The following is a 17,247-nucleotide window of genomic DNA, read 5'->3' as shown; positions in this document are numbered from 1 at the left end:
CCGCTCAGCGCCGGCCGAGCCTGGCGGGAACGGGCAGCCGCACGACCAGGGCGCCAGGATCAACACTGAACCGACCGGCACGGGTCTCGCCGACCGGGTCACCGTCAATCTCGGCGAGCACCGGGCGGTCGAGCTGAAACCCGAAGTCGCGACCCGACCATTGGCGCAGCGATGCGGCCCCGTTGCGGATCCGCGCGGCGACCTCGACCGCCACGCCCAGCCAACCGGCAACGACGTTGGGCCGCAGCACCACCAGGTCCAGTCGTTCATCGTCAACCTTCGCGCCGGTGGCGAGTTCGATATTGGCCACCACCGAGCTGCAGTTGCAGGCCAACACCATGAGGCACTCGTGGCTCGTATGCTCCTCACCGTCGACAGACAGGGTCACCCCGAATCCCTCGCGGAACATCGTCGCTCCACCGGCGACGACATAGGCGCCCCAGCCCACCTTCTTCTTGAGGCCATCATCGGTCTGCGCCATGATGTCGGCGTCCAGGCCGACTCCGCCCATGACGACGAACACCCGTTCTTCGCCATCGTCGAAGGTAGCCAGTCCCACGTCGATGGCGTGGTTCTGCCCCAGGAACGCGATCTCCAGGGCGTCGTCGAGAGAATCGACCGGGATGCCCAGGTTGCGGGCGAGCAGGTTTCCCGTGCCGCTGGGGAGCAGACCGCACGGCACCGAGGTGCCGCGCAACACGCCCGCTGCCGCCCGCACCGTGCCGTCGCCGCCCATGACGCAGACGAGGTCCGGGGCAAGCGCCAGTGCCGACCGGGCCGCGGCGACGCCCGAATCATCCCTGTTCGTCTCGAACCACAGGGGGTCATCCCAGCCGAGGCGGCTCGCGGCGGCGCCAACCCGAGCCTTCGTTTCCTCAAGATCCGGGAACTTGCTCGGATTGATGACGACGGCGACGGACGGGGTTCGACTTCGCGAGGCATCCATACGCGCACTATAGAACGGTCCGGCCGCACGGACGGCAATGCGCGATCGACCGGGCTAGGCTGCCGGGGACGCCGCGCCGATCCCATATTGTTGAACACGGGATGCCCGGGGGCACGGTGAGGAGGCAACATGGTCGATCGTGCAATAGCCGTCGGCGCGTGGGAGTCGCTGTTTCGCGCCCAGGTCGCCATCATGCGCAGCCTGGCCGAGGACTTCCCGTCCCGCGAGATCTCCTTCAACGAGTACGACGTGATGTTCAATCTGTCCCGCCAGCCCGAACGCAGCATCCGGTTGCGGGAGTTGAACAAGCATGTGTTGCTCACCCAGCCCAGCGTGAGCCGGCTGGTGGACCGCCTGGCGTCCAGGGGCTACGTGCTCAAGCACGCCGACCCCGACGACGGTCGCGGCGCCATCGTGCAGCTGACGGATGCCGGCTTCGCGCTCTTTCGGCGGGTGGCGCTGGACCACATGGGCTCGATCAGCACGCGGGTGGGCGACAGCCTGAGCGACGATGAACTCCTGCAGCTCACCGCCCTGTGCGACCGGCTACGGCTGGGACCGGACCAGCCGGTCTGAGCCGCCGCGGGTGGCGGCGAGGTAAGGGCCCTACCCCTCACCTCGCCGTGGCACTCCCTTGCAGGACTGCCATCTCGGCCAGACGACCCGAACGCTGCCTGACTGAGAATCCGGGTGGCGCGTTGGACAAAACTAAGGTTAGCTCAGTTTTGTGCCCGCTGCGGCGCTGCGGGAATCTCGCCGAGCGCCAACGCCCCTGTGCAGGCGGAGGCCGCGAGCGTAATCTGCCCGACAGGAGGTGCGTTATGCGCGCAGCAGAGAACGACCGGATCATCATCCGCGGCAAAACCGATTCAACGCCTGACCGGCACGGCACCATTCGCGAGGTCCGCGGCCCCGAGGGCGAGCCGCCCTACCTGGTCTCCTTCGACGACGGTCACGAGACCCTGGTCTTCCCAGGCACCGACTTCGTGGTCGAGCACGCCCGCTGACCGGCGTAACCGTTGCCGCAGCGGACAACTGCGCCCGGCGTACCGGGCGCAGTTGTCCGCACGGGCACCAGTTGCCGGCGGCTACCCTCAGGTATGCCCGATCCCGACCTCCGCTCCCCCGCCACCGATCCGGCCGGCGGACCCGTCGCCGCGCGCGCTGACGATCTGATCGACCGGCTCCGGGCCTGGATGCCGCTCGCACCCGGGCAGGCCGTGCTGCGGGACGAGTACCTCGGGTTCGTCCTCGGCTCGCCCGAGGCAGCGCTGGAACGCCACGGCGGCCCCGAACACGTCACCGGGAGCTGCTTCGTCTTCACCCCCGACCTGGCGCAGGTGCTGCTGTGCTTTCACAAGAAGGGCCGGTTCTGGGTGCAATTGGGCGGTCACGTCGAGGCGGCCGACGGCTCCGTTGTCGACACCGCCCTCAGGGAAGCCCGCGAGGAATGCGGAATCGACGACCTCGATCCGGTCGGCGGCGGCATCCTGGATCTGGACCGGCACAACCTGGGTGACGGCTTCAGCTGCCGTACGCACTGGGACGTGGGCTTTGCGGCGATCGCCAGACCGGAGGCCGCCCCGGTGGCGAGCGATGAAAGCGACGATGTCGCGTGGTGGCCGGTGGATGCGCTGCCGCAGAACGTTCCCCCGCAGTTCGCGCTCCGCCTGGCCGGTGTGCTCGCCGAGCTCGGCAACCAGGAGCGGGCGACGCACTAAGCCCCGACCGGGGGCGGTCAGCCGAAGGCGTGGAGGCCGAGGTCGACGCTGAGCCGATCGCTCACGAGACGCCCGCGCACACTGGTGCCCTGCGCGTCCAGCGGCGGGCTGACCACGGCGGCGCCGAGCCGGCCGGGTGCTGCCAGCACGATGGCGCCGGAGACGCTCGACTTCGCCGGAATCCCGACGCTCTGCATCCACCGGCCCGACCCGTCGTAGACCCCGCAGGTGGCCATCACCGACACGACGTCGCGGGCGATCCCGGCCGGCACCACCCGCTCCCCGGTAACGGGGTTCACGCCCCGGCAGGCCAAGGTCGCGCCCATCACCGCGAGGGCCCGGGCGTCGACGAGCACGGCGCAGGCCCTGGCGTACACTTCCACGGCGTCGTCGGCGCTGACCCGCAGGGTGCCCTCCGACCGCATCAGGTGCGCCAGAGCGTGGTTGCGGTCGCCGAGTAGGTGTTCGGTGCGGGCGATGCCCTCGTCCACCTCGAGCGGGCGCCCGGCGAAAGCCGACAGGCCCCGCAGGATGCGGTCGTTCCGGGCGGCGACGTCGTCACCGTCGACGAGGGCGGCGGTGAGCAGTGCTCCGGCGTTGACCATGGGATTCGGTGGGCGGCCGGTGCCGCTTTCGAGCTTGATGGCGTCGAAGGCCTCACCGGTCGGTTCGATGCCGATGCGATCAAACGCTTCGCCGTGGGTGTCCAGCAGGGCCAGGGCGAAGAGGAAGGGCTTCACGGCCGACTGCACACTGAAGAGCACGTCGGCCTGTGCACTGCTCCGCACGGTGCCGTCCGGCAGCACGAGCGCGATTCCGCACAACCCCGGGTCGGCGTCGGCCAACTGAGGGATGCTGTCATCGACCGCTCCCCCGGCTTCGGAGACCACCCGGTCACGGAGCGAATCGAGGTCGTACGTGCGAGGGTCCGAGGAGCGGCTCATCAACCCATCCTGTCACGGCCGGAAACGACGAAAGCGGCCCACCGAAGTGAACCGCTTTCAATCTGTGCGCCCGAAGGGATTCGAACCCCCAACCTTCTGATCCGTAGTCAGATGCTCTATCCGTTGAGCTACGGGCGCAGTGATGAATTCGGGACCGAAACCCTCGAAGACAACTTAGAAACTATAACAGTTATTTTGAGCCCTCTGGTGCGCCTGGGGCCCTCCAGCGGTCCAATTGCGCCAGTTGGCGCTTCAGGGCGACCTGTCGATACGAGGTCTCCACCAGTTCCGCCAACTCCACCCAGTCGGTCCGGGGTGAATCGAAGTCGATGGCGAGCCAGCCGGCCGGGCCGAAATAGGGCGGGATGAAGAAGCGCGCATCCTGCACGAGGGCCCGCCGCTCCTCGGGGTCGGGCTTGAAGACCATGCTGTGCGGCCGGTCCATGCTCGCACCGACGGTGACGAAGATCTTCTTGCCGGCACGGAAGGTGGGCCGCCCCCAGGCGAGCACCTCGACGGCCTCGGGGAAGGCCAGGCACAGGGCGCGCAGGCGCTCCAACGCGGCATCCGGTTCGTCGAAGAGCAGCGGATGCTCCATGGCTACCCGGGCTCCCCGACAGCCGCGACCGGCGCATCCGTTGTGGGCACGGCCGTGCGGATACCCAGCCAGGAAACGATGCCGCCCGCGAACATCAACGCGGCCACCAGCACCATCGCGCGCTGGAAGCCGGCGACATCCAGCGCAGACCCGACGATGGTGCCGGTCAGGGCGATCGCGACGAGGCCGGCGACACGGGCCACGGCGTTGTTGATCGCCGAACCGATGCCCGCCTGGCCGGAGTGGATGGAGCCGAGCACGGCCGAGGTGAGCGGCGCCACCGTGATCGCCAGGCCGAGTCCCACCAGCACGATTCCCGGCAGCACCTGCAGGGCGAAGTTGACCGGCGGTACCGCCGTGGTCACCAGCAGGAAGCCGGCACCGGCCACGAACGGGCCGATCGTCATGAACAGCCGCGGCCCGTATTTACCGGCCAAGGTGCCGAAGAGAGTGGCGAAGAGCAGCATCATCACGGTGGCCGGGATGCCGGCGAGCCCCGCGAGGGTGGCGGAGAAACCGCCGACCTCCTGGAGGTAGAGGGCGAAGAGGAAGAAGCCCAGGTTGAGCGCGGCGTAGATCCCGACGGTGGCGATGTTGCCCACGGCGAAGTTGCGCACCCTGAAGAGGCCCAGCGGCATCATCGGCTGCGGGGCCCGCGCCTCCCACCAGAGGAAGGCCGCGAACGCGATCAGGCCGATGGCCATCGGGAGGTAGACGACGGGGCTGCCCCAGCCGAACCGGCCCTGTTCGATCAGGGCGAAGACCGGCCCGCCCAACCCCACCACGGCCAGGCAGGCGCCGAGCACGTCGACGCGGGCGCCTACGGCAGGCCGGGTCGGTTCCTGAACGCGGCGCAGCAGGAACATCGTGACGGCGATCGGAATGACGTTGATGAAGAAGACCAGCCGCCAACTCACCGCATCCACCAGGATGCCGCCGAGCAACGGGCCGGCGATGCCGGCGACCCCGGTCCAGCCGGTCCAGGCGCCGATGGCCTTGCCCTGCGCGACACCGCGGAAGGTGGAGGTGATCAGGGCCAGCGAACTGGGAACCAGCAGCGCCGCCGCCACCCCCTGAAGCAGTCGGGCGATGACGAGGAGGACTCCGGTGGGCGCCAATCCGCAGGCCAGGGAGGTGATCCCGAACCAGATCAGGCCCGCGCGCAGCACCCGCACCCGGCCGAAGGTGTCGGAGAGCGACCCGGCCACCAGGATCAGCGCGCCCAGGCTGAGCAGGTAACCGTCGACCACCCACTGTTGCAGCGGCAGGCCGCCGCCGAGTTCCCTGGAGATGGCCGGCAGAGCGACGTTGATGATCGAGCCGTCCAGGAACGCCACGAATGACGACAGGATGGCCACAATCAGAATGCGCCGTTGGCTGGAGGTCACCCGATCAGTCAACACCACCGCGCGCGTTGTACACCAGCACATCCGCCGCGCCGTACTCCCGGAACACCCGTAGCGCCTCGTCGCGGCCGATGTCCTGCACCACGGTGATGCCCCGGGCCTCGAATTGCTCCGCCCAGTCCTCACGCATCGGGCCCTCATCGAAGCCGGTCAGAGTTTCCAGCTCGGCGCCGGAGCCGGCCACGACCAGTCGGCGCACCCCCGACCACATCGTTGCGCCGTAACACATCACGCAGGGGCGCCAGTTGACCACGAGTTCCAGGGGACGGGCCGGATCGGCGCCAAGGTCCCAAGAGCCTGTCGCACGTTGCGCCAGCCCGAGGGCCATGACCTCGGCATGAGCTCCGGCCACGCCGGTGGACAGCACCACGTTCACCCCGACCGACACGAGCTCGCCCGTACCGGCATCGACGACGATGGCGGCAAACGGTCCGCCGTTGCCCTCCCGGTAGTTCCGTGCGGCGAGCGAATTCACCAGGGCCATCCGCTCGTCCAGGGTCGGCAGCGTCTGCGGGAGTCCGGGCATGAGCTCGGTCAACCATGACGGCAGTGCCAGGGTGAATGTGGTTTCCATAGGGACCTTCCGTCAGAGGCGCCGCACCGCGCGAAGCCGAGACCCCACAGCGTACGAGGCGGATGTTTCCGGCAGGTTATGCCGCCGAGCCCCGCTCTCGGCGTTGTTTCCACCGACATCTGCACTGCAACCGCCGAACACGGCTGCACCCTGATAACCTCCGGGCACCGCCCTGTGCACCGATGCGCCATCGTCCTCGTGCGGCCCGACCACCGACGATCTGGAGCCGACCGCATGAGCGCACCGACCACCATCCGCCCCGTGGTCGGCATCCGTCGTTCCCGGGTGGCGGTGAGCGCCAGCTACGCCGCGCAGGGCTTCGGCTACGCGGTGGTCGTCACCTCGCTGCCCAACCTGAAGACCCGGTACGGCATCGACGACACCGTGGTGTCGCTCATCGTTCTGCTGGTCTGCCTCACAGCGGCCGGCGGTTCGCTGCTGGCCGATCGACTCGCGGTGCGCTGGGGCAGCAGGGTGGCCCTGGTGGTGGGACTGCTCCTCGAGGCCGTGGCCCTGCCGCTGATCGCCTCCCCGGTGGGGCTGCCCGCGTTCATCGCCGCGTTCGCGATCTACGGCGCGGGCCTGGGCATCGTCGATGCCGCCGGCGCCATGCAGGGCGTGCTGGTGCAGCAGCGCATCGGCGTCTCCGTGATGGCCGGATTCTTCGCCTGGTACACCGGCGCCGCCATCGCCGGCGCCCTGCTGATGTCGGCCGTTGCCGGCACCGCGGCCAACGCCGGCATCGCCCTGGTTGCGGGCGCCGTCGTCGCCCTCGCCGTCGCCGTCGTGGGTCTGCGCGGCTTCGACCCGCGGCGTACCAAGCTTCCACCGGCCCCGAATGCGGCCCCGCACGGCAAGCTGCCTCGCCGCGGCATCGTGTTGTTCGGCACCGTGGTGCTGGCCGCCTTCGTGGTGGACTCCGCCGTGAGCACTTGGAGCACGGTGTACCTGCACGATGTGCTTCTCACCGGCGCCGCGATCGCTCCGCTCGGCTACGCCGCCTACCAGGCCGCCATCCTGGTCACCCGCATCGGCGCCGACGTGCTGGTGCGCCGGTTCGGCCGGGTCGCGTTGGCCGCCTGCACCACGGTGCTGGCGATCCTCGGCTGCCTGGTCGTGGCGACGGTGCCCGTCACCTGGGCCGCCGTGGCCGGCTTCGCCCTGGCCGGTTTCGGGGTCGGTGCCCTGGTGCCGCTGGCATTCAGCGCGGCGGGCGAGCTGCACGAGGCCCGCAGCGACGAGGTGATCGCCAGGGTCAACCTGTTCAACTACGCCGGGGCGGTGCTCGGCGCCGTGCTGGTGGGTCTCCTCGCCGACTCCACCGGGCTCGCCCAGGCGTTCCTGCTGCCGATGGCGCTGCTCATCCCGGTGCTGTTCCTGGCCCGGCGGTTCGCGCCGCGCCCGGCCCGCACTTCCGCGCAGAGACCGGGCTAGACGATGCGCGGGCCAGGTGCTTGACTGCCCCCATGGTGCACACGCTCAGAAACACGCAGGCCTCGTTCGAATATCAGGGACTGCGCGCCCTGTTCATCAACTGCACCCTCAAGCGCAGCCCGGAGATCAGCAACACCCAGGGCATCATTTCCCTCAGCGCACACCTCATGCGCGAGCAGGGTGTGCACGTCGAGGTCATCCGCGCCATCGATCACGACATCGCCACCGGCGTCTACCCCGACATGACCGAGCACGGCTGGGCGACGGATGCCTGGCCGGCCCTATTCGACAAGGTCGCGGCCGCCGACATCCTCGTGCTCGGCGGGCCCATCTGGCTCGGCGACAACAGCTCGGTCACCAAACGGGTCATCGAACGGCTTTACGCGATGTCGTCCGAGTACAACGACAAGGGCCAGTACATCTACTACGGCAAGGTGGGTGGCGCCATCATCACCGGCAACGAGGACGGCGTGAAGCACTGCTCGTCCAACATCCTGTACAGCCTGCAGCACATCGGCTACACGATCCCGCCCGCAGCGGATGCCGGCTGGATCGGCGAGATCGGTCCAGGGCCGAGCTACCTGGATGCGGGCTCCGGCGGCCCTGACAACGAGTTCACCAACCGCAACACCACGTTCATGACCTGGAACCTGATGCACCTGGCCGCGATTCTCAAGGCCAACCGCGGCATCCCCGCTTACGGCAACCTGCGACAGGAGTGGGACGCCGGCGAACGCTTCGGGTTCGAACCGAATTCGTAAGTACCGCTAGGGCACGACAGGCCCCGAGCACGCGAACCGGGGCAGGAGGGACACACGATGCTCCGCCCTCTGCCGGACAACGCCCCGGCGCACCAGTCACCGTCCGCATTCCGGCCCTGGCCCCTGGAGGTTCTCGTCGCCGGCGGCCTGGTTCGGGGCAGCCTCCCCGTCGCGGGGGTGCAGACCTGGCGCGGAATCCCCTACGCGGCCCCGCCGGTCGGGCCGCTGCGGTTCCGCGCACCCCAGCGGGTGATCCCGTGGGCGGGCGTCCGCGACGCCGGCAGCTACGGCCCCGTCGCCCCGCAAGACCGGGGCACCCAGTTCAAGGGCGTCAGCCGCCGCACCCGCATGGGCGAGGACTGTCTCAGCCTGAACGTGCAGCGGCCCGCCGACCGGCCGGACGAGGCCGATCTGCCGGTGATGGTCTTCATCCACGGCGGCGGCTACGCCTCCGGTTCCTCACAAGACTTCACGGAACGCAGCCAGACCATCGTGCGGAGCGGCCGCACCGTCTACGTCGCCCTCAACTACCGGCTGGGCGCCCTCGGCTACCTCGACTTCAGTCGGTTCAGCACCCCCAACCGTCCCTTTGAGAGCAATCTCGGGCTGCGGGACCAGGTGGCCGCCCTGGAATGGGTGCGGGACAACATCCGGTCGTTCGGCGGCGACCCGCACAACGTCACCGTGATCGGCGAGTCTGCCGGCGGCAATGCCGTGGTGACGCTGCTCGCGACGCCCGCAGCCCGTGGACTGTTCGCCAGGGCGATCGCCCAGAGCCCGCCGTCGAACGCGGCGTACTCCCCCGCGTTGGCCGGCCGCTGGGCCTCCGAGTTCATCGAGGTGCTGCGGCAGGGCCGCGCGCCGGAGCTGGCCGGCGGCCGGCGGCCCGCCGCCGAATTGCTGGACACCGCCACGTGGCCCGCCCTGGTCCGTGCCGCCCTCGTGCTGCAACGACGCACCCCGGATGTCGACCCGGGCACCTTCTGCATGGCCCCCGTCGTCGACGGGAGTTTTTTGCCCGAACGCCCCCTCGACGCTTTCCGCCAGGGGCACGCTCATCCGGTGCCGCTGATCATCGGCACCAACGACAGGGAGGGCTCGATGTTCCGCGGCCGGATCGACATCTTGCCGCGGTCGATCCAGCGCATCCAGTCGCTCTTCGACGAGGCCCCGCCCGGCTCCCATCAGGACATGCGGGCGGTGTATTCCGCCCTGCCTGCCCTGCGCGCCGAAGTGGACTTCAGCGGCGACTATGCGTTCTGGTTTCCCAGCGTGCAGGTTGCCGAGCTGCACTCCCGGTCGGCACCGGTTTACCTCTACCGCTTCGACCTGGCTCCCCGGCTGTTACGCCTCCTCGGCTTCGACGCCACGCACGGACTCGAACTGCTCGCCCTCTCCACGTCGGCCACCGACAGTCAGCTGCGCAAACTCACGGCCCTGGGCGGCCGGGCGAGTTTTCTGCGCACCGGCGACCGGATGCGCGAGCACTGGCTGCATTTTGCGGCCACCGGCCTCACCGGGCCGGGCTGGCCGGTCTACACCGAGGGCGATCGCCTGACCCTCATTTTCGACGAGGAGGACCGGGTGGAATCCGACCCCCGCGGCGAGCGCCGGATGGCCTGGCTGCAGTTCCTGCCCAACCTGTAGCCGCCGCCGACCCCGCCGGCTCAGCGACCGCCCACGATGTCGCCGGCGTTCACGCCCACCCAGCGCACCAGCGGCAGGAGATGAGCGGCGAGCTCGTGGCCACGGTCGGTGAGGCTGTAGTCCACCCGGGGCGGGATGGTGGGCTGCGCGTCGCGGTGCACGAGACCGTCGGCCTCGAGGGTGCGCAGGGTCTGCGCGAGCATCTTCTCGCTGATGCCCTCGATACCACGGCGCAGTTCGCCCCAGCGCAGGCTGGTCTCGGTGAGCGCCACGATCACAAGCACGCCCCACTTGCTGGTGACGTGGTCCAGCACCACCCGGCTGGCGCAGCCGGCCGCGAAAACGTTCGCCGCCGGCATCCCGGCCCCGGCCGGTGCCGGATCGCCGACCAGCTGGGCAAGGCGCTCCCGCACGACTGCGTCGGCGGTGGACGGGGCGGCCGGGGTGGATAGTGCAGCGGTCATAGAAACCAGCTTACCTAAAGGTGGGTACCTGCGGTTGGGAAGTATTGGGCGGGCCGGCGGGTTGCACCGACCAGAAGGCACGCATCTTGCGGGTCGCGAAGGGAACATCCAATGTCTATCGTCGTCACCGGAGCCACCGGCCAGCTCGGGCACCTCATCGTCGAGCACCTCATCAACCGCGGCGTCACCCCGGCCGAGATCACCGCCGTCGGCCGGAACACAGCGCGTCTGGCCGACCTGGCCGGGATGGGCGTGGCCACGGCGGTCATCGACTACGCCGAGCCGGCCAGCCTGGCCGCCGCGTTCACCGGCGCCGACGTGTTGATGCTCGTCTCCGGCAGCGAGGTGGGGCAGCGTGTCGCGCAGCACAGCAACGCCATCACCGCCGCGGTCGCCGCCGGAGTGGGCCGCATCGTGTACACGAGCGCCCCGAAGGCCGACACCTCGGCCCTGATCCTCGCCCCCGAGCACAAGGCCACCGAGGAGGCCCTGCTGGCATCCGGCGTTCCGTTCACGATCCTCCGCAACGGTTGGTACACCGAGAACTACGCGGCCGCCGTGCAGCAGGCCCGGGAGACGGGCGTCTACCTCACCAGCACCGGTGCGGGCCGGGTGGCCAGCGCCTCGCGCAGCGACTACGCCGAAGCCGCAGCCGTGGTGCTCACCACCCCCGGCCACGAGAACGCCGTCTATGAGCTCGCCGGAGACATCGCCTGGACCGGCACCGACATGGCTGCCGCCCTCACCGAGGTCGTCGGCCGCCCTGTCGTCTTCACCCCGGTCTCCCCAGAGGAGCACACGGCCATCCTCACCGGCGCCGGCCTGGACGGCGGCACCGTCGGCTTTGTGGTGGCCCTGGACGGCAACACCCGCGACGGCCTGCTGGCCGGCGGGTCGAGCGACCTGGCCACCCTGATCGGCCACCCCACCACTCCGTTGCTGGACGGTCTGCGCGCGGTCGCGTAACCCCCTGCGGCGGTGTTGCCGCCGCTCTGAGCCTCCGTCCCCGGCGCACCCTGCGCCGGGGGCGGAACCATTGAGCCCGCCGGAGGCCTCGACTACGCTGTACGGATTATCGGAGGGAGATCATGAAACCGCTTTCTGCTACCGAGATCCGGGATTCCATCGTGAACGCCACCACCGACGAGATCGCCCGGATGCCGCTCCCCGGGCTGCACGAAACCATCTGGGACGAACGTGAGTACCTGGGTTGGCGTGACCCGCAGGCCGCACACCGCGGCTACATTGTGTTCTGGCGGGGCGATGCTCCATTGGGCATGATGCTGCGGGCCGCAGCGCGGGGGCCCGGTCGGTCGATGTCTGCGTTCTGTTCGCTGTGCCGCACGCAGCAGCCGGCGCACCAGGTGAGCCTGTTCAGCGTGCCCAAGGCCGGCCAGGCCGGTCGGGACGGCAACACCGTCGGAACCTACATCTGCTCCGACCTGGCCTGCTCCACGCTCATCCGCATCCTGCCGCCACCGTCGCAGATGCAACCCAACCCCGCCGAGATGATCACCTCCAGGGGTGCCGGGTTGCTGGCCCGTCTCGAGGGGTTCACGAACGAGGTCCTCAAACCGGCGGAGTAGTCGCGTGTCACGTCTTCGGGGGGCGGCGGGGTAGATTGTACACAACCCGGCGATGACGCCGACAACTGTGGGGCAGGGGGTGGGTGAATGGCGCGCTCTGCGCAACGTCTGGCCGCGGGCTACCGCCCCGGGCTCTTCAACGCCAACGAGTCGGCGGGCCTCCTGCTCGGCGTGGCTCAGGCCGGCTTCGGCCTGCCCCTGCTCCTGTACGCCTGGTACAAGTGGGTGCAGAACGATGAACCGATGCTCGTGCTCCTGTGCGTCGGAGCAGTCCTCATCGTCACGGGAGCGCTCTCCGCCGGGTTCCGCACCAGGATGCGGGTGCCGCTGCGCCATCTCGCCTTGTGCTGGATAGGCGTCATGGACCTGCTCTGCCAGGCGGCCACCGGCGCCGAGCCGGTCACCCTCACCTTCGCCTGGACCCCCAGCATGCTGGCGTTGGTCGCATTCGCGGTGCTCCCCGCCGCGCAATCCCTGATTTATCCGGCGGTCTTCATCCCCCTGTCGCTCATCGTGCTTGCGGTGCAACCTGGCGCCGACCCGGCGGATGTCGCCATGTCGTCGCTCCTCATGCTGGCGACCGGCCTGGGGCTCACCTGGTTCGCCCGCAGCGCCCTCCTCGCGGAGACAGATGAGCTCACCGGCATCCACAATTTCGCCGGATTCGAACAGGTGCTCAGCGCCGCCATGCGGGACGCCGCTCCCACCGAGCCGCTCTCCCTGGTGCGACTGGATATCAACGAATTCGCCCTGGTGAACAGGCGACGTGGCCGGGAGGGCGGCGACCTGGCCATCATGAAGTTCGTCGCCGATGTGGTCAAGGCTCTCCCGAGTGCGGCGACCATGGGCCGCGTGGAGGGCGATGCGTTTGCGATCCTGCTGCCCGGGTTCACCGCCGGCGACGCCTGCGACCTGATGGTGCGGGTGCAAGTCCAGGTGGCCAAGTTCTCAGCCGGCATCTCAGCCAGGGAGGGCAGCGAGTCCGAGAGCGAGCTCTTCGGCCGGGCCGGCAAGGCGCTCTTCGAGGCCCAGCGCGTGGGAGGCCACGGCAAGATGATCATCCACGGCGGCTACTACGCCTCCCCGGCAGCCGTGCTGGACGGCCTGCGGAACGGCGAATTCTTTCTGCGCTTCCAGGCCGTGGTCGACCTGGCCACCGGCGCCGCAATCGGCGCAGAGGCCCTGGTGCGTTGGCAACACCCCACCAGGGGGCTGGTGCCCCCCGCCGAGTTCATCCCGCTCTGCGAGGCGAGCGGGTCCATCGTGGTCCTCGGGGAGTGGGTCGTCCGCGAGTCGGTCGCGGAGGCAGCACGCTGGCGCCGGCTGCGTGGGGAGGACGACCCGGTGAGCGTGGCGATCAACGCCTCGGCGCGCGAACTGACCTCGGCCGGCTACGGAGAGTTTGTTCTCACCGAGTGCGCCAATGTGGGTCTGCCGGCCGCCCTGGTGCACATCGAGGTGACCGAGACCCACTTCGGCAGCGATGCCGCGGCCGTTCGCGACAACATCCGGGTGCTGCGCGGCGCCGGAGTGATCATTTCGATGGACGATTTCGGCACCGGCCACTCCAGCCTGTCCAGGCTCACCGAGATCGAACTCGACGTGATCAAGATCGACCAGTCCTTCGTGGCCGTGATCGAGACCGAACGGGAATCCCCCGTCGCGGAACTGACGATAAAACTGGCGGCGACCCTCGGACTGCAGGTGATCGCCGAGGGTGTCGAAACCGAGACGCAAGCTGAGTGGCTGCGGGAGCGCGGTTGCCTGCTCGCGCAGGGCTACCTGTATTCGCGGCCCGTGGCCGCCGACGAGTTCGTGGCCAGGTTCCTCGTCCAGCCCGTTACCCGCGCCTGACCTCGTCCGGCAGAACCGGCACGAGGGTGACGTCGGTGAGCTGCCCGTTGTCGGCAACAGCCGTCAGGTAGGTGTGTGCCGGTTGCTGCCGGCGGTCAGTCGGCGACCCCGGGTTCAGCAGCCGCAGACCCCGGGGCGACACGCTGTCCCAGGGGATGTGGCTGTGCCCGAAGACGAGCACATCGGTGTCCGGAAAGGCCTCGTCCATGCGCTTCTGGCGCCCTGTGGCGGCACCGGTTTCGTGGATCATCGCAAAGCGGACGCCCTCGATGGTGTCCCGGGCGATCTCCGGCAGCACACGGCGCAGGTCGGCGCCGTCGTTGTTGCCGAACACGCCCAACAGCGCCGGTGCCCGGCGGGTCAGCTCCTCGTACAGGCTGAGGTCGACCCAGTCCCCGGCGTGCAGCACGAGGTCGGCCTCGTCGACAGCCCGCCAGACCTGCTCGGGCAGCCGCCGGGCTCGCTGGGGAACGTGCGTATCGGAGATCAGCAGAAGTCTGGTGACCATGCCCCATTCTGCCCCGCCTACCGTCGGGTTCGCACGAGGGCTAGGTTCGCAGCGTGGCCGACCGATTCAACACCACCGAGAGCATGCGCGACTCCGTCTTCTTCGACGGGCCGGCGTCCAGCGCGCGGTACTCCAGATTCTGGATGCTGCTGGTGCTCGCATCGATCATCGCCTCGGCGGGCATCGTGGGCGATTCCACCGCCACGGTGATCGGCGCGATGATCGTCGCTCCGCTGATGAAGCCCATCCTCGGCACGATGCTCGCGACGGTGCTCGGCGACAGGACGAACCTCATCCGCTCCCTGGTGTTGGTGCTGGGCGGCGCCGCCGCGGCCGTGGTGATCGGCTTCGCGGTCGGCCTCCTCGTGCAGACCGACGTGCTCGCCAGCACGAATGCCCAGGTCTCGGCCAGGGTGAATCCCCGTCTGATCGATCTGCTGGCCGCCCTCGGCACCGGCGTCGTCGGCTCGGTGGCGCTGGTGCGCCGGGACATCTCCGATACGCTGCCCGGCGTCGCGATAGCCATTTCCCTGGTCCCGCCGCTGACCGTGGCCGGCCTGGTCCTCGAGTCGGGCTCCGTCCCCCAGTTCCTGGGGGCGCTGCTGCTCTTCGTCACCAACGTCGTCGCCATCCTCGGCACCGGCATCGTGGTGATGTCGGTCTACGGGGTGAGCCGGCTCACTCGCCGGAAAGCACCCGGCGACACCGGGGCGCCCGGCCTGCTGCGCCCGGTGGCCGTGCTCGCCGTGATGCTGCTGCTGATCGGCATCCCCCTCACTCTCACCAGCGTCGAGGTCACGGCCCGCAGCAACGTGGAGGGTACCGTGCAGACCGTGGGCGAGAAGTGGGCCGCAGGCGTCGGTTGGACGGTCACCGGCGTCTCCACCCGAGGCGCCGAGGTGACCCTGCGGGTGGTGGGCGCACCGCCGGTGCCCGACACCGCCGCGCTGCAGGCCGCCCTCGCGGCGGCGGGGATCCATCCCGAGAGGGTGACCGTCGATCTGACCCCGGCCACCATCGTGAAGCTCTCGACAGTTCCCTGAGCGGAACGCAGAAAAGCCCGCCTGACCGGGGGTCTGGCGGGCTTTTCAAAGAGCGGAGACGGAGGGATTTGAACCCTCGGTGCCCTGTGAAGGGCACTCCACCTTAGCAGGGTGGTGCACTAAGCCGGGCTATGCGACGTCTCCCGGATGCCTGCTTGCGCAAACACACATCCACCATACTAACCGCACCACGACGTCAGTTTGAACACCATCCCCACGGGCGGGTGCCGACGGTGCTACTGGTCGGCCAGAGTGCGCCCGGCCGAGCAGGTGTACTGGGACGCGTCCTGCCCGTAAACATTGCTCGGCAGCGCCTCTTCGGTGGTGGCCGGATCGGTCGCGGCGGGATCGGTCGGCGCGGGCACGGCAGGGTCAACCGGCTCAACGGGCGCTTCGGTCGCGGCGGCGGCAGGGTCTGCCACGGAGCGGAAGTCGGCTTCACCGGGTGCCAGGGTCGGCGAGGCGTCGGCGAGGATGGACGCCATCAGATCGTCGGCGGCGGACTCGTCGGGTTCGACGCCCCCGTCGACGTTGTAGACCGGGTACTGCACGAACACGACCTTCTCCAGCGGAATGTCCTTCAGCGCCATCGCGATGGAGACCATCGTGTCCATGCTCTGCAGCGAGGTCGACAGCTCCATATTGTCCACGGCGGCCTTGGCGATCGAGTACAGCTTGATCGGGTCGCTCAGCGTCTCGGCGCTCTTGAGGGTGCGCACGAGCGAGGACAGGAAAACCTGCTGGTTGCTGATACGACCGAGGTCGCTGCCGTCGCCGACGCCGTAACGGGTGCGCAGGAACTGCAGTGCCTCCAGGCCCTTGAGCTCGTGCTCGCCGGCCGCGAGGTCCAGGTCGGTGTGTTCGTCGACGATGGGCTCCGCGATACAGACGGGCACCCCGCCGACGGCCTCTGACATGGCCGCCACGCCGTTGAACTGTACGACGGCGGCGTACTGGATCGGCAGGCCGGTGAGTTCCTCGACCGTCGACACCGTGCAGTTGAGCCCGCCGTAGCTGAGGGTGCTATTGATCTTCTGGCTGCTCATGGCCGAGTAGGTTTCCCCGTCGGGGCCGGTGCACTCCGGGATGGGCACGTAGGTGTCCCTGGGGAAGCTGACCACGGTGGCACTGCTGTGGTCTTCGGCGATGTGCAGCAGCATGGTGACGTCGTTGAGGACCGCGGTCTCTTCTTCGGGATCGCCGTAGCCGCCGCCCTGGCCGACACGGCTGTCGCTGCCGACGAGGAGCAGGTTGGCCCCGCCGTCGATGGAGCTGATCTGCGGGATCGGACCAGCGGTCTCGCTGTCCAGGCGGATGGGTTCCTTGACGCTGGTGGCCACGTTGAGGGTGGCGAGGGCCGCGACCGAGACACCGCTGACCATGACCACGGCGAGGGCGGCGGCGAGCACCTTGGCGATGTTGGCGAATGCGTTGGACCGCTTGAGCCTGCCGTGCCGGGCGATCGGGCTGGTCTGCTTCGATCGTTTCGAGCGGGGGCGCAATTGGTCGCTCACGCAGATCCTTTCGTCGTTATGCAGGTGCAGCGCCTCGCGGCGCGGAGGGCGTGGGATTCGAACCCACGAGACATTTCTGCCCACCAGTTTTCAAGACTGGCTCCATCGGCCGCTCGGACAGCCCTCCCGATTCAACGCGGGACCGCCCCGTGACGGGCCGGATCCAACATCGAACTTCGCCCGATCTTAGCCGATCACGGAATAAGTAGCCTGACACGCGAAACTGGCAACGCCCTGCACGGCGGCC

General features: G+C 69.0%; 18 protein-coding genes and 3 tRNA genes. 10 read left to right on the top strand and 11 right to left on the bottom strand.

Features of this window, described 5'->3' with window-relative positions; translation table 11 throughout:
- Nucleotides 1-4: 4 nt before the first annotated feature.
- Nucleotides 5-946: a diacylglycerol kinase family protein gene (locus E3T19_RS04690; protein ID WP_088454932.1), complete on the bottom strand. Its 942-nt coding sequence runs from the start codon at nucleotides 944-946 to the stop codon at nucleotides 5-7.
- A 129-nt stretch (nucleotides 947-1,075) separates the two neighbouring features.
- On the opposite strand from E3T19_RS04690, the gene E3T19_RS04685 reads away from it, so the two are divergent.
- The 3 genes from E3T19_RS04685 (at nucleotide 1,076) to E3T19_RS04675 (ending at nucleotide 2,667) form a co-directional block, all read left to right on the top strand.
- Nucleotides 1,076-1,522 (top strand): MarR family winged helix-turn-helix transcriptional regulator, encoded by a 447-nt coding sequence (locus E3T19_RS04685; RefSeq protein ID WP_088454931.1) that lies wholly within the window; start codon nucleotides 1,076-1,078, stop codon nucleotides 1,520-1,522.
- A 245-nt stretch (nucleotides 1,523-1,767) separates the two neighbouring features.
- A complete protein-coding gene (locus E3T19_RS04680) occupies nucleotides 1,768-1,953 on the top strand; it encodes a DUF1918 domain-containing protein (protein WP_088454930.1) in 186 nt (61 codons plus the stop codon).
- 93 nt (nucleotides 1,954-2,046) lie between these two features.
- Entirely contained in the window at nucleotides 2,047-2,667 is a 621-nt protein-coding gene (locus tag E3T19_RS04675; RefSeq protein ID WP_240632333.1) for an NUDIX hydrolase, read from the top strand.
- 17 nt (nucleotides 2,668-2,684) lie between these two features.
- Here E3T19_RS04675 and glsA read toward each other — a convergent pair whose 3' ends face one another.
- The 5 genes from glsA to E3T19_RS04650 form a co-directional block, all read right to left on the bottom strand.
- A complete protein-coding gene (gene glsA / locus E3T19_RS04670) occupies nucleotides 2,685-3,611 on the bottom strand; it encodes a glutaminase A (protein ID WP_088454929.1) in 927 nt (308 codons plus the stop codon).
- A 65-nt stretch (nucleotides 3,612-3,676) separates the two neighbouring features.
- A tRNA-Arg gene (locus tag E3T19_RS04665) sits at nucleotides 3,677-3,749 on the bottom strand.
- A 52-nt stretch (nucleotides 3,750-3,801) separates the two neighbouring features.
- On the bottom strand, nucleotides 3,802-4,209 hold the full coding sequence (locus E3T19_RS04660; protein WP_103478756.1) for an MmcQ/YjbR family DNA-binding protein: 408 nt from the start codon (nucleotides 4,207-4,209) through the stop codon (nucleotides 3,802-3,804).
- A 2-nt stretch (nucleotides 4,210-4,211) separates the two neighbouring features.
- Nucleotides 4,212-5,597 (bottom strand): MFS transporter, encoded by a 1,386-nt coding sequence (locus E3T19_RS04655; protein ID WP_241980018.1) that lies wholly within the window; start codon nucleotides 5,595-5,597, stop codon nucleotides 4,212-4,214.
- Between the two features lie 4 nt (nucleotides 5,598-5,601).
- Nucleotides 5,602-6,189, bottom strand: a complete 588-nt coding sequence (locus tag E3T19_RS04650; protein ID WP_088454926.1) for a nucleoside deaminase — start codon at nucleotides 6,187-6,189, stop codon at nucleotides 5,602-5,604.
- A 234-nt stretch (nucleotides 6,190-6,423) separates the two neighbouring features.
- Between E3T19_RS04650 and E3T19_RS04645 the strand changes: the two genes are divergently transcribed.
- From E3T19_RS04645 to E3T19_RS04635, 3 genes are read left to right on the top strand one after another with little or no spacing between them, the layout of a single operon-like run.
- Nucleotides 6,424-7,623: an MFS transporter gene (locus tag E3T19_RS04645; RefSeq protein WP_134408224.1), complete on the top strand. Its 1,200-nt coding sequence runs from the start codon at nucleotides 6,424-6,426 to the stop codon at nucleotides 7,621-7,623.
- A 32-nt stretch (nucleotides 7,624-7,655) separates the two neighbouring features.
- The gene (locus E3T19_RS04640) at nucleotides 7,656-8,384 is read left to right on the top strand and encodes a flavodoxin family protein (protein ID WP_088454924.1); all 729 of its coding nucleotides are present in this window, start codon (nucleotides 7,656-7,658) and stop codon (nucleotides 8,382-8,384) included.
- 57 nt (nucleotides 8,385-8,441) lie between these two features.
- Nucleotides 8,442-10,031, top strand: a complete 1,590-nt coding sequence (locus E3T19_RS04635; RefSeq protein WP_103478753.1) for a carboxylesterase/lipase family protein — start codon at nucleotides 8,442-8,444, stop codon at nucleotides 10,029-10,031.
- 20 nt (nucleotides 10,032-10,051) lie between these two features.
- Here E3T19_RS04635 and E3T19_RS04630 read toward each other — a convergent pair whose 3' ends face one another.
- Nucleotides 10,052-10,390, bottom strand: coding sequence for a helix-turn-helix domain-containing protein (locus E3T19_RS04630; protein ID WP_103462032.1), 339 nt, complete (start codon nucleotides 10,388-10,390; stop codon nucleotides 10,052-10,054).
- A gap of 216 nt (nucleotides 10,391-10,606) precedes the next feature.
- On the opposite strand from E3T19_RS04630, the gene E3T19_RS04625 reads away from it, so the two are divergent.
- The 3 genes from E3T19_RS04625 (at nucleotide 10,607) to E3T19_RS04615 (ending at nucleotide 13,935) form a co-directional block, all read left to right on the top strand.
- On the top strand, nucleotides 10,607-11,461 hold the full coding sequence (locus tag E3T19_RS04625; RefSeq protein ID WP_103478751.1) for an SDR family oxidoreductase: 855 nt from the start codon (nucleotides 10,607-10,609) through the stop codon (nucleotides 11,459-11,461).
- A gap of 122 nt (nucleotides 11,462-11,583) precedes the next feature.
- Nucleotides 11,584-12,081 carry an FBP domain-containing protein gene (locus tag E3T19_RS04620; RefSeq protein WP_088454920.1) on the top strand — a complete coding sequence of 166 codons (498 nt, stop codon included), beginning with the start codon at nucleotides 11,584-11,586 and terminating at the stop codon, nucleotides 12,079-12,081.
- A gap of 87 nt (nucleotides 12,082-12,168) precedes the next feature.
- Nucleotides 12,169-13,935 carry a bifunctional diguanylate cyclase/phosphodiesterase gene (locus E3T19_RS04615; protein WP_088454919.1) on the top strand — a complete coding sequence of 589 codons (1,767 nt, stop codon included), beginning with the start codon at nucleotides 12,169-12,171 and terminating at the stop codon, nucleotides 13,933-13,935.
- Here E3T19_RS04615 and E3T19_RS04610 read toward each other — a convergent pair.
- Complete coding sequence (locus E3T19_RS04610; RefSeq protein ID WP_134408222.1) at nucleotides 13,922-14,443, bottom strand: metallophosphoesterase family protein; 522 nt, start codon at nucleotides 14,441-14,443, stop codon at nucleotides 13,922-13,924. The two genes, E3T19_RS04615 and E3T19_RS04610, sit on opposite strands and share 14 nt — an antisense overlap.
- 53 nt (nucleotides 14,444-14,496) lie before the next feature.
- Between E3T19_RS04610 and E3T19_RS04605 the strand changes: the two genes are divergently transcribed.
- Nucleotides 14,497-15,486: a DUF389 domain-containing protein gene (locus E3T19_RS04605; RefSeq protein WP_134408221.1), complete on the top strand. Its 990-nt coding sequence runs from the start codon at nucleotides 14,497-14,499 to the stop codon at nucleotides 15,484-15,486.
- A gap of 53 nt (nucleotides 15,487-15,539) precedes the next feature.
- Here the strand turns inward: E3T19_RS04605 and E3T19_RS04600 are convergent.
- The 3 genes from E3T19_RS04600 to E3T19_RS04590 form a co-directional block, all read right to left on the bottom strand.
- Nucleotides 15,540-15,630, bottom strand: a tRNA-Ser gene (locus E3T19_RS04600).
- Between the two features lie 92 nt (nucleotides 15,631-15,722).
- Nucleotides 15,723-17,000 carry an LCP family protein gene (locus E3T19_RS04595; RefSeq protein ID WP_241980016.1) on the bottom strand — a complete coding sequence of 426 codons (1,278 nt, stop codon included), beginning with the start codon at nucleotides 16,998-17,000 and terminating at the stop codon, nucleotides 15,723-15,725.
- A 42-nt stretch (nucleotides 17,001-17,042) separates the two neighbouring features.
- Nucleotides 17,043-17,127, bottom strand: a tRNA-Ser gene (locus E3T19_RS04590).
- Nucleotides 17,128-17,247: the final 120 nt, after the last annotated feature.

This window comes from Cryobacterium sp. TMT4-31 (assembly GCF_004403385.1).
Classification (GTDB): Bacteria; Actinomycetota; Actinomycetes; order Actinomycetales; family Microbacteriaceae; genus Cryobacterium; species Cryobacterium zongtaii.
The sequence above is the reverse complement of the archived record's forward strand: the minus strand, read 5'-3'. Positions and strand labels throughout refer to the sequence as shown.

What these genes read in the sequence shown, in the direction of transcription:
- glsA (WP_088454929.1), bottom strand. Translation starts at nt 3,611, where the DNA reads ATGAGCCGCTCCTCGGACCCTCGCACGTACGACCTCGATTCGCTCCGT.
- E3T19_RS04630 (WP_103462032.1), bottom strand. Translation starts at nt 10,390, where the DNA reads ATGCCGGCGGCGAACGTTTTCGCGGCCGGCTGCGCCAGCCGGGTGGTG.
- E3T19_RS04685 (WP_088454931.1), top strand. Translation starts at nt 1,076, where the DNA reads ATGGTCGATCGTGCAATAGCCGTCGGCGCGTGGGAGTCGCTGTTTCGC.
- E3T19_RS04650 (WP_088454926.1), bottom strand. Translation starts at nt 6,189, where the DNA reads ATGGAAACCACATTCACCCTGGCACTGCCGTCATGGTTGACCGAGCTC.
- E3T19_RS04625 (WP_103478751.1), top strand. Translation starts at nt 10,607, where the DNA reads ATGTCTATCGTCGTCACCGGAGCCACCGGCCAGCTCGGGCACCTCATC.
- E3T19_RS04640 (WP_088454924.1), top strand. Translation starts at nt 7,656, where the DNA reads ATGGTGCACACGCTCAGAAACACGCAGGCCTCGTTCGAATATCAGGGA.
- E3T19_RS04680 (WP_088454930.1), top strand. Translation starts at nt 1,768, where the DNA reads ATGCGCGCAGCAGAGAACGACCGGATCATCATCCGCGGCAAAACCGAT.
- E3T19_RS04615 (WP_088454919.1), top strand. Translation starts at nt 12,169, where the DNA reads ATGGCGCGCTCTGCGCAACGTCTGGCCGCGGGCTACCGCCCCGGGCTC.
- E3T19_RS04635 (WP_103478753.1), top strand. Translation starts at nt 8,442, where the DNA reads ATGCTCCGCCCTCTGCCGGACAACGCCCCGGCGCACCAGTCACCGTCC.
- E3T19_RS04645 (WP_134408224.1), top strand. Translation starts at nt 6,424, where the DNA reads ATGAGCGCACCGACCACCATCCGCCCCGTGGTCGGCATCCGTCGTTCC.
- E3T19_RS04610 (WP_134408222.1), bottom strand. Translation starts at nt 14,443, where the DNA reads ATGGTCACCAGACTTCTGCTGATCTCCGATACGCACGTTCCCCAGCGA.
- E3T19_RS04620 (WP_088454920.1), top strand. Translation starts at nt 11,584, where the DNA reads ATGAAACCGCTTTCTGCTACCGAGATCCGGGATTCCATCGTGAACGCC.
- E3T19_RS04660 (WP_103478756.1), bottom strand. Translation starts at nt 4,209, where the DNA reads ATGGAGCATCCGCTGCTCTTCGACGAACCGGATGCCGCGTTGGAGCGC.
- E3T19_RS04690 (WP_088454932.1), bottom strand. Translation starts at nt 946, where the DNA reads ATGGATGCCTCGCGAAGTCGAACCCCGTCCGTCGCCGTCGTCATCAAT.
- E3T19_RS04675 (WP_240632333.1), top strand. Translation starts at nt 2,047, where the DNA reads ATGCCCGATCCCGACCTCCGCTCCCCCGCCACCGATCCGGCCGGCGGA.